13 protein-coding genes and 1 pseudogene are annotated in these 13,266 nt (G+C 32.3%); 8 read left to right on the plus strand and 6 right to left on the minus strand.

Annotation, left to right across the window (positions count from 1 at the left end; all coding sequences use genetic code 11):
- The first annotated feature begins 268 nt into the window (after positions 1-268).
- The 4 genes from V1503_RS25030 (at position 269) to V1503_RS25045 (ending at position 3,070) form a co-directional block, all read left to right on the plus strand.
- The gene (locus tag V1503_RS25030) at positions 269-391 is read left to right on the plus strand and encodes a hypothetical protein (RefSeq protein ID WP_410630048.1); all 123 of its coding nucleotides are present in this window, start codon (positions 269-271) and stop codon (positions 389-391) included.
- A gap of 74 nt (positions 392-465) precedes the next feature.
- The gene (locus tag V1503_RS25035) at positions 466-1,053 is read left to right on the plus strand and encodes a hypothetical protein (protein WP_410630049.1); all 588 of its coding nucleotides are present in this window, start codon (positions 466-468) and stop codon (positions 1,051-1,053) included.
- Entirely contained in the window at positions 1,050-2,123 is a 1,074-nt protein-coding gene (locus tag V1503_RS25040) for an arginase family protein (protein ID WP_410630051.1), read from the plus strand. Before V1503_RS25035 ends, V1503_RS25040 begins: the two co-directional genes overlap by 4 nt.
- A 5-nt stretch (positions 2,124-2,128) precedes the next feature.
- Positions 2,129-3,070 (plus strand): hypothetical protein, encoded by a 942-nt coding sequence (locus V1503_RS25045; RefSeq protein WP_410630052.1) that lies wholly within the window; start codon positions 2,129-2,131, stop codon positions 3,068-3,070.
- Positions 3,071-3,117: 47 nt separating this feature from the next.
- Here the strand turns inward: V1503_RS25045 and V1503_RS25050 are convergent.
- A pseudogene (locus V1503_RS25050) lies at positions 3,118-3,434 on the minus strand (transposase); the annotation flags it as partial.
- A 270-nt stretch (positions 3,435-3,704) separates the two neighbouring features.
- Between V1503_RS25050 and V1503_RS25055 the strand changes: the two are divergent.
- A complete protein-coding gene (locus tag V1503_RS25055; RefSeq protein ID WP_410630054.1) occupies positions 3,705-4,934 on the plus strand; it encodes an MFS transporter in 1,230 nt (409 codons plus the stop codon).
- Between the two features lie 407 nt (positions 4,935-5,341).
- Here the strand turns inward: V1503_RS25055 and V1503_RS25060 are convergent, their stop codons facing one another.
- Complete coding sequence (locus V1503_RS25060; RefSeq protein ID WP_410630056.1) at positions 5,342-6,250, minus strand: hypothetical protein; 909 nt, start codon at positions 6,248-6,250, stop codon at positions 5,342-5,344.
- A 427-nt stretch (positions 6,251-6,677) separates the two neighbouring features.
- The gene (locus V1503_RS25065) at positions 6,678-7,628 is read right to left on the minus strand and encodes a tyrosine-type recombinase/integrase (RefSeq protein WP_410630058.1); all 951 of its coding nucleotides are present in this window, start codon (positions 7,626-7,628) and stop codon (positions 6,678-6,680) included.
- Between the two features lie 1,033 nt (positions 7,629-8,661).
- Between V1503_RS25065 and V1503_RS25070 the strand changes: the two genes are divergently transcribed.
- Positions 8,662-8,874 carry a hypothetical protein gene (locus tag V1503_RS25070; protein ID WP_410630060.1) on the plus strand — a complete coding sequence of 71 codons (213 nt, stop codon included), beginning with the start codon at positions 8,662-8,664 and terminating at the stop codon, positions 8,872-8,874.
- A 129-nt stretch (positions 8,875-9,003) separates the two neighbouring features.
- A complete protein-coding gene (locus V1503_RS25075; protein WP_410630062.1) occupies positions 9,004-9,567 on the plus strand; it encodes a recombinase family protein in 564 nt (187 codons plus the stop codon).
- 117 nt (positions 9,568-9,684) lie between these two features.
- On the opposite strand, the gene V1503_RS25080 is transcribed toward V1503_RS25075, so the two are convergent.
- Positions 9,685-10,335 carry a hypothetical protein gene (locus V1503_RS25080; protein ID WP_410630064.1) on the minus strand — a complete coding sequence of 217 codons (651 nt, stop codon included), beginning with the start codon at positions 10,333-10,335 and terminating at the stop codon, positions 9,685-9,687.
- A 259-nt stretch (positions 10,336-10,594) separates the two neighbouring features.
- Between V1503_RS25080 and V1503_RS25085 the strand changes: the two genes are divergently transcribed.
- Positions 10,595-11,710 (plus strand): helix-turn-helix domain-containing protein, encoded by a 1,116-nt coding sequence (locus tag V1503_RS25085; RefSeq protein ID WP_410630065.1) that lies wholly within the window; start codon positions 10,595-10,597, stop codon positions 11,708-11,710.
- 281 nt (positions 11,711-11,991) lie between these two features.
- Here V1503_RS25085 and V1503_RS25090 read toward each other — a convergent pair whose 3' ends face one another.
- Together V1503_RS25090 and V1503_RS25095 are read right to left on the minus strand one after the other, a co-directional pair.
- The gene (locus tag V1503_RS25090) at positions 11,992-12,396 is read right to left on the minus strand and encodes a PBECR3 domain-containing polyvalent protein (protein WP_410630066.1); all 405 of its coding nucleotides are present in this window, start codon (positions 12,394-12,396) and stop codon (positions 11,992-11,994) included.
- Between the two features lie 102 nt (positions 12,397-12,498).
- A complete protein-coding gene (locus V1503_RS25095; RefSeq protein ID WP_410630068.1) occupies positions 12,499-13,068 on the minus strand; it encodes a DUF3967 domain-containing protein in 570 nt (189 codons plus the stop codon).
- Positions 13,069-13,266: the final 198 nt, after the last annotated feature.

The raw sequence follows: 13,266 nt of genomic DNA on the forward strand, positions 1-13,266 counted from the left end.
GACTACAAAACTAATGATAGCAACAAACTAAAAATCTATCAATAGGGTGTACCCTACTGAGAGAAACTTCATAACCTTGACATGGCTGAATTTATCTTCTTAACGTTTAAATTGTCAAAATATCCCTCGATAGAAATTATCGAAATTTATCGATTTTTTTGTAAAATTTGATTTTTTTGTATTTTTTGATATTGATTTACTAAATGAATTAGTATAATATTCCTATTGAGTACTCAAAAAATACATTATTTTATATAGGAGGTATATCATGGAAAACTTAAAACCAGTTAGTATAGAAGATATCGAAAAGTATGAAGAAGAGCGTAATGATATCGTTCGTTGTGATATCGTTCGTTGTGATATCGTTCGTTGTGATATCGTTCGTTGCTAGTTTAATAATTCAAAAGTTTAAATTGGCAGATATTGTTGCATTGCAATATCTGCCTTTTATTGAAGGTGATAATTATGAATGATTTCTTCTTATTTTTATTTTTACTAATAACAACAACATATATTTACACATATTTTAGTGCTTATATTCATGAATTTGGACATTATATTTCAGCGAAATTATTAGGAGCAAATTCGGCGAAAATATTATTTAATAATCGTTCAAGTAATTTACCTCGTTTTGTTACAAAGTTTAATTTTGAAAGAAAAATGAGTGTGCGAGAAAATATAATTGTCACAATATCTGGTGTTTTATTGCAAACATTGGTAGGTTTAAGTTTTATTATTCAAGATCACTTCCTTATGTTAAAAGTTGTTTCTTGTATATATTTACCTGCTTCCGTATTTAATATTTTGCCGTATAACCCATTTGATGGATACTATCTTTATGAATTATCCAATAGAAATAAATATCTAAAACAGATACTTATAATTATATTTTCTGTGGTTTCTTTAATTTCAATCTCTGTATCTATTAAACTTATTCTAGATTTTTATGTTATTTCTCCCTCAAAAGGTTTACTAATATTAATATTATTAAGCACATTTTTATATAGGCTGTTTAGGAAAGCAATATTTTATTCTAGGGTGGTCAATCCATGAAAAATAAAGAAAAATACATTATCAGACAATATCAATCTAAAATTTTATTCACGGATAGAAATGTAAAAACATTTTGGGAAAGTGAATATGAAATTCCAACAATACACCCAGATGAACAATCACACCTTTTTTCCCCCTCTGAATGCTCCTATTTTTCATATCCACACAGCCATAACGGGAACATTCATTTATTCGGATTTCCGTACAATAAGGGGACACAGATTAAAGATTCAAATGTTAAAAAATTTCCTTCTTCGTTAAGATTATCAAGCACTAGAATACCAATTTATATGGATAAAGAAGGTTCAACAACATCTGGAATATTTGATTACTTAGCTGAAGATTACCTTATGAAATACTGTTTATTAGTAGATCATGGTGATATTAAAATTGATAATAGTGCATCGTTAAATGATTTAATCGGAATAACTTCCAAAATTTTGAACCCTATCATAGGTTCCCTAAAAACTAAATTTGGTGTAATTGGTGGAGATCATTTCATTACATACATACTTATAAAATCTATCTTGGATAAATTGAATAAAAAGATAGTTATATTTCAATTTGATGCACATCATGACTGTGGCGCAAATATATTGAAAACCGACAAAGAACCGCATCATGCTAATTTTGTTCGTTTTTTACTCGATGAAGAAAAAGTTGCGGGAATTATCCAAATTGGAGTAAGAGGGCTCCGTTCCTTAGGACAAAAAATTGAACATCCTAAACTGTATCAAATTCCTGCTAATATGATGAACTTCAATTTAGTACGTAAAGCCTTAAATGTAATATATAAAAACAATGAAACAGAGGATCTTTATGGATACATTTCTTTTGATGTAGATGTTATTGACCCAAGTGACTTCCCTCTTGTTGATTTCCCAAAAACAGGAGGTCCAAAACTAGAGGATATTATTCAGTTTATCCACTTTATTAATGAAGAATTTAATGAAATTATCGGGTTTGATATTGTAGAAGGCCTATCAGAAGGGCGATCCGATCAATATGACCCAGTTCTTCAAGTCCTTGTTCACATATTAAATAATCTAACAAATCCAAACAGGAAGTGAAAGTATTGAATAATTTATTAAAACAAACTGCTATAGATATAGAAAGTATTTTAAAAAAAGAAGAAGATGAAGGATCTAGTAATGACAATTTTTTTGCTTTAGCTAATATAACAAAGGAATTACTTCCTACTAAACAATATTCTAGAGAACAACTCTTAGAGATTTGGAAAAATTACCGTACTAGTAATGAACGTCAAAATATATTTCGACTAGAACCCTTACTTCAAGAGTTTAAAGAAATAAGGGGAATCGAGAACTTAAAAAAATGCTGTGAGGAAGGAGGAGTTTTTGGAACATTTCATTATGGTGATTATCGTCACGTTCCCTTCCAAATTACAAAAAGCCTCCAAATGGACAAAACTAATTCACTTAATATAGTTGTTGATCAGGATTCTTACAACAGTGAAATTGAACTGAAAAAGTGGAATAAACTAAGAGAAAAGTACAATGTTAAGTATATAGTTTCTGAGGAAGAGAATAGTGGGTTAAAACTATTAAGATTATTACGAAAAGGTCGTTCAATCCTTCTATACTTAGATGGGAATACTGGATCAGGGGATGATTCTCAACCTTTTAATGTACAACATATCACATCAACAGTACACATCAGAAGTGGTATATTCAGGTTAGTTCAACTATTAAAAAAGCCAATGTGTATTGTAATAGCGGATAAAAACGCGAATGGAGAATCACGTTTAACTGCTTACAAACCAATAACAGTGAATAAAGATACATTAAAAAAATCAATAGACTACAGTTATGAATTATTCCGAAATAAATTGGTAGAACAACCGGAACTTTGGAGGTTTTGGTTTAGACACCATCGGTATGTAAAAGAATGGGATAACATACACATTAACGAAACACATATTCAGAATATAGACTGGTTTAATAATAAAAAAGAATTTGGTCTCGACTTAGAGACAGGAAATATTTTTAAAATATAAGACTCAATCATCATCCAAAATTTACTACCTTATGAATTTTTTTGAGTTTATGCTGCCTTTTGTTTAAGTAATATGGCATTGATTCGATCAGTTGTTAGTTTTGAAGCGTTATATACTAAGGTTACTAAGTCGAAATGAACTTTAGCTCGTTTCTTGGTACGATAACAAACATTTTCTAATTGAAAATATTCTTTTAGATAGGCATTCACTCTTTCAACAGCAGTACGACGTTTAAATAAATCCTTTCAGGATTTTGAGCCTCCGGCCAGTGCTGTGCCATGGTCTTAGGCTCGCTGCGTTTATTATAAGCAATAACAGCTTGGTGTCCCATCCGATGAATTTGTGTATAGATGGGTTCAAAATCGTTGGGTAGGTTCTAAATCATATAAACCTTGCAGGTTAAATAGGCTTCCCTGTCGTATAGTAGTCACAGGGAGTCATCTCCAGTCTTTTAGTTTTGTGTCGTAACTAACTAATTTGACTATTTGAGGAGGTACCCCTTTTTTAATTCTTAAAAGCCTTGAGCCATTAGGGTTCAGATATATGAAATTCATTCATAATGATTAAAATATTAATTTAAACAATGATCTGTACCTCTACATCAAGGTTCGATCAAAATTGGAGGATTTAGAGTATGATTCTTAAAAATAAAAATTTCCTCTTGTTATTCCTGTCAAGATTCTCTAGTGTTTTTGGAGATGCAATGTTATTTATACTACTATTAACAATGTTAGATAATTTAAATACTAGTAGTGTAGGATTATCTTTATTTTATATATATTCAACTATTCCTGCTTTGTTATTTTCTGTCCCTGCAGGTGCAATTATAGAAAAAAATTACCTTCAAAAAGTCATGTCTATAACTAACATAAATAGAATAATACTAATACTATCACTAATCTTATTACAGTTTATTTCTTCACCTTCACAAACTTCTATATATTTACTTGTTTTTATGGTTATGGCAAATCATGTATTTTATATACCTGCAAATTCATCTTTATTAACTAAAATTGTAAAAAAAGAAGACGTAGTTAATGCGAATAGTCATATACAAATAACCATGATGGTTGCAAGACTAGGATCATATGCTTGTAGTGCATGGTTAATAAAAATAGGCATAAGCTTCAATAACATTCTTTTTATTATTGCCTTAATATATGCACTTTCCCTAGCTTTTATAATTTCTATAAAACCTTATTATAAAAGCCATAAAAATAACTCAAACACCTCTTATTTTCAAGATATTTCTGAAGGGATGAACTATATAAAATCAAATAGAATATTTTCTAGATTATTCCTGATATTCGGACTATCTTGGATTGTTGGATCTTCAATTGATATTTTCTTAATATCATATTTGACTAACATATTAAATAGAGGTCCCGAAGATTTGTACCTTATTACAACATTTAGCCTCATTGGTATTACCATAGGATCATTATTAGCACCTTATTTATATCGTAAGATAGATGCTAAAATAGGAATATTATTATCTAGTCTTTTTTTTAGTATTGTAATTATACTATTTTCACTTAAACTCCCGATTTGGATATTATTAATTTCACTATTTATAGGAGGTATTACCCAGGGGTTATTTTTAATCTTTATAAATACTTACTTACAGACTCATGTACAGGAAAATCTTTTAGCCAGAGTATACAGTTTTTATAATCTCTTATATACTGGTGCCACCCTACCTGGCTATTTATTATTCGGTTATCTTATTAAATATATGGGTGTAATAAATACAGGGTTTATAATTTCAATTTATTTATTTTTTGCCTCTTTAATGACTATGGCTATTTTACCCAAAATGAATTCAAACTCAAAACTAACTGAAACCAAAGAATTAAATTATTAATAATATAAATATTGAATTTCTAAAAAAGACTGCCTTTTGAGATCTCTGTAAAATGAATACAATAACTGTAGGACAATGTATTATTCGAATGATTAACAAAATTATCCATCATATATAATTATAAACAATTCTAAAAATTTTAATAAAACACACTGAACTTATAGGGTCGCATCTAGAAAATGCGGATTTATAACGTTAAGAAATAATTCGTTATTGAACTACGATAAGCTTCCTGTAGCTATTTTTAGATATGTATATAAGACACTATTAAGATATCAATGTCGGATAAACAGTATATTCTCAATAGGGTTTGTACCGTTTGAACGGCCAATTGTAGCATATTCAAATTCTCTCTTTCGCCCTCTATTCGTCTCCTCCTCAACCCAAATAGACACTCAAAAACACAGCTATGAAAGCATTTGAGCAAATAATTGAATCCTCTCATTTTTCATAATCTGTTCCTGGTCATATTCTTCAAAAATAGACTCATCACTTGCTTTTTGTTGTTCAATTTGAGCAAAAGTAACAGCATAAACAAGCCTGCATTGTTCATCCAGTGATAATGTACCTTCGTTTCGATAATGGCGATCTTTTATGTATTTCTCTAGCGTTCTGAGCGCATATAAGCCTATTTCCTCGCGTTCTTTTTTATCGACTGTTACATCACTAAAAGTTTTACAAGCTGCGTTACAAGCCCATATGACACGTTTCCAGATGAATTTTAGGTCTTGTCCAAATAAATTAGCGTACAAAAAGTTTACATTTTTAGGAACATACTTTAAATACTTAAATCTTACAGACATTAAATGATCTTTTATATTATTTAAATGTTTATTAGTTTTAAAATTATTAATAGTTTTAAGGGGTGTCAATTGTCTAACAATTTGTTCTTGATTTGACGCTGTTTCTTCCTGTTCCCTTGCCGTTCGGGGGGTGTCAATTGTAGAAGAATTAGACACAACTCGGTTGAAAATCCATAAATTTGTTGATTGTGATCCATTATTTCGTTGAGTAGATTCAACTGATAAAATGCCTAGTTTAATAGCCTTTCGCTTCATTCTGTGGAATGTTGACTCGCTAATACCTACTTCATCGTCTCGGCCTTGCACCGCTTCCAGAACCTTTTTCTTGCTTGCATTAGCTACACCAAAGACCTTAGCACAAAATTTACGCAGCCGATTAAACGCAAGGTACTCTGAAGCTGTAAATTCGTCCTTATGTTCTGCCAAGAACATCTCTATATTGTTGTTAAAATCCTTTAAACTATTAAACTTGCTATACTTTGTAAACTCTTTGATATTTGCTGTGATAATCACAATAATCCGTCTCCTTTATGTATCGGAAAACGAAAAAGAACAATATTTTACCCACCGTACGTTCGAGATTACTCGAAATTGGTAAAACATTGCTCTTTGAAAAGACTTGAAAACTCAACCTAACAATATTAAAATATAGATTAGAAATTTAATATTGTTAATATCAGAGCTTTCTTTTACAAGTGTTTTACCGTAGCTGGTTTACGGTTTAACGGTTGTAAGGTGCTACCAACACCTTGCAACAGTCGAGGAAAGTTCTTTTTCCTATGTCCGTATTCTATTAAATTCATTTTATACCTGGTCATATCGTCTGTAAATAGATTCTTTTAATAACATTCAACAAAGAGCTTTTAAATTGATTAACCAGTTGCTATGTAAATATTTAAAGGTTAATAACCAAAACACAGTTAGCCGTTTAAATGATCGTTCATTTCCCTAAGTAAATCCGTGTCACCTGGTCACGACCATGCCCCAACAGTTCAGCCACCGCTTTTCTAGCTGTTTTTTCATCCAATCCTTCGTCAACCTTCATTTTGTACTGCCAACGAGCATACGAGTGTCTAAGCCCATGCATTGTAAGACTCATTCTTTCCTCTTCAATGCCGAGTTCCTCACGATACCTTATGTCATCCTTTACCGATTCAACAAAGGATGCTCGATGATTAGCAATCCAATTTTGTATGCTTTTCATGGCTTGCTTGTGGGTTTGGCCATGCCCCGTAAAGACGCGTTCATTACGCGATTCCGACAGCATTTCTCTTATAACCCTTTCAGCTCCTTTATTAAGCGGAACATCTCTAGGTATGCCACCTTTGGTGTTTTTTAAATGGATATGACCGTTCATGAGCGCGTCACGGATTTGTGTTTTTGTGAGCGCTGTGACTTCTTCAAGACGTGTACCTAGTGTCCTTGCACAACGAATGGACCACTCAACATCTTTCCGCCCCATGTCCTTGGCTACCGCCACCGCTTTCTGTGCCTCCGTATCGCTCCACGCCCGATCTACCCCTACAATTTTTCTTTTCTCAGCCCCGATCTCTTTGTTCGTTAGCTTCAGCTCGTGCCTTTTCTTCGGTAACATATCATGAAGCTTTCGGACAGCTGCTAAATCGGTTTTAATAGTTGATGCTCCAATCTCACACTTTTTTGATTCCTCAACAAAGCTCTTTAAATGCTTATCACTAATGTTTTTAAAATTCTTTGACTTATAGTGAATAGCAAGGTGTTTACAAAAAGATCTCACACCTTCACGGTAACGTTCTGTTCCTCTAGCACCCTGATGATGCGTTCGAAAATCGTAGATTTTCTTTGCTTGATTATATAAATTGCTATAGATATTTTTCTCTTTTTTGGTCATTTTCCAGTCCCGTTTTGCCATGTTCCCACCCCTTAATTTTATTGATTTCAGTCGATAAGCATAGTTCACCCGTTGGAAATTAGTGGTTATTCATAAATAATTCAGTCAATAATCCCGCTCTATACTTTGTGTATAGCGGATGTTCGTCAAGTGTCTCATTCTTGCTTCAAGAACCAGAATGAGACACTTGACGAACGCGATATGTAGTTTTCTCGCGTTAAGTAGCAAATGCCTGAACCTGCAAGCAGGTGTGTACTTCGTACACCAGGCATTGTCGACAGAGTCGACTTCATATTGGGCTTACGCCCCCATGCTACCGCATGGCTCTAATAGAGAATATAGCGTAGATTATGATGTTACGTTGTGAGGACTACGACCCCCTCACCTAAAATTGCACAGATCTACATTAACTAGCATAAGTAGACCATCACACCGGTTTAGATAATTCCTTTCACATTTAGAAATTTTTTAACTCCCTCCTTATTTTTTTGATCTATCTATATAAAAGCTCTATTGAGCTGATTTTTCAAACGACAAAAAAGACCTATTCTCATATGGAATACGCCTTTTAGATATACTCTTGTATTATTTTAAATTTTGACATACTAGCCCAATTTTTAAATACTCCCTCAAAAAACTTCCGTGCTGAGTTCCTATCCGCTCACATGTTAATGTGGGATAGCATAACAGCTTTCAATAATACACACCATGCCGAATTCCTACCTGCTCACGTTAAGTGGAGTAGCATAACAGCTTTCAGATAAAACAAAATATAAGATAATTATATCATAATTAAAAAATAAAGGAACAATTACCTTATACTCCCTATCTATTCAATAGGGGAGCTTGTTATATGAATGTTTTTTGCAATTATTTCTATTTTTTCTCGATAACTAAAGTGTAAGGAAGATATTAAGCCCACCACTGTATTTTGGGACGAGTAGGGGTTCGAATTAGAAAGGTTAGCTGTTAAGATATTTAAAATTTCTCTTAGCTCGTAGGAGGGTTTTTTAAAATCTAAAACAAGAACTATAGGAAAGGAGGAAAAACTAAAATGGATTTAAGAAATATTGGATTATTAACGTTATTTTTTAGTGCTACTGGAGTGATTTTGGCTGCAATTCATTATATGTTTCCTAAGCTATTGCCAAGATTCGGGATGTTCTTATCTGGTTTAAGTATTTATCATTGGATTATTGTATTACTCGTAATTATTGTTCTTGTTCAACAAGGTTATATTGTTAAATTGAAAGGAGCTACTAGTTAGCTCCTTATTTTTCATCCCCTACCTCTCAGTAGGGTACACCCTATTGATAGATTTTTAGTTTGTTGCTATCATTAGTTTTGTAGTCTATCATTTACATCTATCAAAAACACATAGCGGGGAGTCGTTGAAATGATATATGGATATGCGCGCGTCAGCACACAAGACCAAAATCTTGATAGCCAAGTAGCAGAGCTGACAAAGTTTGGTGTCGATGAAATTACCCAAGAAAAAATAAGTGGTGTCTCTAAGCAGAAAGAACAACTTGAAGATCTCCTTGGACGATTATCTACTGGTGACACATTAGTAATAACACGTATGGATCGGTTAGGTAGGAATACAGTTCAATTACTACAATTGGTGGAGCAGCTGCGAGAAAGAAATGTAGACTTTGTTATATTGAATTTAGGGATCGATACCAGAACTCCTACAGGAAAGTTCTTTCTAACTGTCATGGCTGCGTTTAGTGAGCTTGATCGTGAAATGATTAAAGAGAAGCAGCGTGCAGGGATTAAAATAGCAAAGGAAAAAGGTAAATATCGAGGACGAATCAAAAAATACACAGATAAGCACCCAGGAATGATTCATGCGATAGAATTACGAAATACAACAGATAAAACAGTCAAGGAAATATGTGAGATCACTGGCGTTAGTGAAGCTTCTTTTTATCGCAGGTTAAAAGAACTGGAACAATAAACATAAATTCTATTTCAGACCTCGAAGTGATTATTGTATACCTTATATAGTTAAATCCCCCCATTTTCCATAATGGGGGGATTTAGATGTTATGAATTTCAGACGCTACTTCTTGATTTAGTACCTATAATATATTGTAAAGTCCGGGTCTAATTGATAAGCAAATGAAACAATTTGACGGTTTACATTTACAAGTGAAGCAATTAACTCTGAGATCTCTTTATTATTCTCATCGATCCCTTTAGTTAATTTTCGATCTATTTTCGCCCGCACTGGAGCCATTACAGTTACTTGAACACGGCCTCCATTTTTTAACTTTAACCCATCAAATGGTACTCTGATATCAAACTTATAATCATTTGTACCAGAGATTGGATAAATCTTGTACTCATAAGATAAAACATAAGTATTAGTTGCGCCTGCTATCGGTGTCAAAGGAGCTTTCGTCATTATTGCACGCAACATGAACCTAGCTGAATCTTCCATGACTCCTTGTAGATTTGCGCTTTCAGACATTTCTTTAATGTCTTCCGTTCCAGCTAGAATAGTAGAAGCTTTTTTAGGGTTCATATCAATCCCTGCAACTTTAAAAAAGTTCAAAACTTCTGGTGGTACAGAATTTCCATTTGGAACATACCAAGTTTCTTCAGCTGGTATTGGTTCATCTGTTACTAGTAGTGTTTCAACTCGAACAGTATCGAACTGATTTCCATTGTAACGAGAAGTTCCATTTAAAATTACACTAACATCTTGAAGTTTAATATTCATTTTTCAGCACCTCTTTTAATTTTTTTATAGATGCCGACTTTGTTTAATGCTATAATGGGGAACATTCAGTGATTTAAAAAGTTAGCATACAAGTCGACTTTTTAAGATGTATGGCGATTGGGAAAGCCATACATTTTTTTGTGCTGAAATTCATAACATCTGTTATTACATAGTATAACTACTGTTATTTATCTTGTCAACAAAAAATAACATATGTTATTTTATTAATAACAAAATTAACAAGAATGGAGAAACGGATATGAATGTAAAGGAAAGAATTGTTAGATTAAGGAAGGAATTAGGAGTTAATCAAACTGAACTAGCAAAACGATCCGGTCTCAAACCTCCAGCTATTAGTCAATATGAATCGGGAGCTAGGAACCCTTCGTATGATGCTCTTCTTAGATTGGCAAATGCATTAAATGTGTCTGTCGAATATCTAGTATCTGGTGTTGACGATAATAAAAAACAAATAACACCTTTTAATGAAGTTTTACTGAAAATCTCAGATAAATTATCTCTTGATAACCAGAATAAGTTATTAGATTATGCATCTTATCTTGCTTCCATACAAAAACAAGACCATGATATTTTTGATAATATCCCAATAAGCAATGATCCGAAGAAGTTCGCTAAAAACATTTTTAATAATTATACAAATAAGCAAATGCCAGTGGATCTTTATAGTATTACAAGTTCTTTTGGGTTGGAAATTATTACAGGTGATTTAGAAGATAAATGCGAAGGTGTGATTTTCAAAAAAAGTAAATTTATTATGATCGATAAAAAAGTTACTCTTGAAACAAGGAGAAAATTTATAGTTGCAACTTTAATTGGACATTATGTTCTGCCTTGGCATACAGAGCCTCACTATTATATTAGAAAAGGTAATAAATCAACTCTTGAAACAGAAGATACTGAACAAATGGAAGCTTCTTCTTTTGCCTCAGAGCTGTTAACACCTAAATATGAATTAGAAAAAGATTTTAAAGCTTTAAATGAAAGAAATAATGTCTCCATTAAAGAAGTGAAAAGTTTAGCCGATGATAAATATCAAATATCAATGTCGTCACTATGTAATCGACTTACAGAATACAACAATAAAAAATTTAGTATTATTTATTCTAAGGATTACTTGGTTACTAAAAGGTATAATGCACTTCCTGATCTAATAGAGAAAGGGGAAAAACTTCGTCAATCTAGTAAAGCTTTTTCATTTTTTCAAAAACCTAGTTTGACTGAAGATGTAAGAGAAGAGTTTGTCCCTTCTAATACATGGTTGAAAAATTCTAGCGCTGATAAAAAAATTTTTGAAAGTACAATTTATAATCCAGATTATAAATCCACCGTTACATTGTTAACCATACCTTTATAATATACATCTGATAAAGGTATCACTAAGTTAGTTGTAAAGTAAAAACCCTCTTCACTATGAAGAGGGTGTTCGATCATAAAGATTATTCACAGGGCGGCAATCCTGATCTCTGGTAACTACCCAACAGGTAGCGCGTGGGGAACCTTTCCCACCTTAAATAATCTTTATGTATTTAATATACTCAGTAAAATAATAAATAATACACATATTGCTTCACTAATATGATAACCTAAAAACACATTTTTGTAAACTACACCCCTCAACTTGAAGGGTGCTCTTCTCTAATTGAAGAAAGAAAACGGATGTATACGACCTACTCTTAATCGCTTTTCTATCTTGTTTGCTCCATTATCCAATATATAAAAAGAGCTTAAAAACAAACCGGTATCTTGATTTAATTTGATTGGTAAAAGAACATGGTCACTTACAACTTTGTAAATCTCCACAGTATTAGGTTCTTTAGGGTTTTGACCTGCGTAATCGGGGTTAGCAATCATATTAGGAATATCATTATAATATGTTCTAAAATCATTCCAATGACCTTGTTTTTTCAAATGCTTCAAGACACCTGGAGGCATATATACATTAAAGCTTGCACACTGAATAGAGTAATGATTAATAACACACTCTGGAATAATGCCTACTAGCTGAGAATTTGTAGCTTCTGGGTTTATATTTATTGTCATAAACATTACAACCTTTTTTAGGAATTTATTAGAAATAGGGAGACGTCATATCTACAACAGTAGAAAATTAACAAAGGAGTAGCACTAATTTTTATGTCTTCTTTATTTCGATTTAGAAAATAGTCTTCTCCAGAAACCAATTTGAGTTTTTGTTTGTTTAGTACTAGCGATCTGTTTCTTCACTTCTAGTGTTTCTTTTAATGATTCCATAAGTTTTTGATCTCTTGCATCTAGTCGTTCATTAATATATTTTTGTTGCTCATCTAAACGTGAAATCAATTCTTTATTAAACAACTTTAAATCTTGGTTGAATTCTTCTTGTCTTTCTACATGTTCCAGTAGCATATTAATTTTTTTATCATAACGGCTCATATCGCTAGTTCTTTGTTCGTTATGTCCCGTTTTCTCTATGGTTATATTCTCTTTAATAGCTTGTTTTATCGCGTCATGTAGCATCATACCTTCAGTTTGTGTTAATTCTTTGATATGTTTTAATACATGTATGTTACTTTTCACAAATACTCTTTGATTTTTGTCATTCCGCATAAGTTTATAGTCTAATTCTTCTAGAAGAAGACACCACTTTCGAATTGTTGATGGTGAAATGTCTAATTGTAATGCAACTTCTTTTGTCTGAAATGCTTCTTCAGTATAAAGTGTATCGTTTTCCATATGTAACGCCCCCCGATTTATTGCGTTATGTATAGTATTCGAAGCGATTGAAAGAATCCCTCTTTATTAATATTTATAGTATATAACGCTATGCGTTTTATAGTGTCATAAGTATGGTATTGAAACAATTCCTCTTTGCATATCCATATATCATTTCAACGACTCCCCGCTATGTGTTTTTGATAGATGTAAATGATA

This window comes from Nanhaiella sioensis, assembly GCF_046557775.1.
GTDB lineage: Bacteria > Bacillota > Bacilli > Bacillales > SM2101 > Nanhaiella > Nanhaiella sioensis.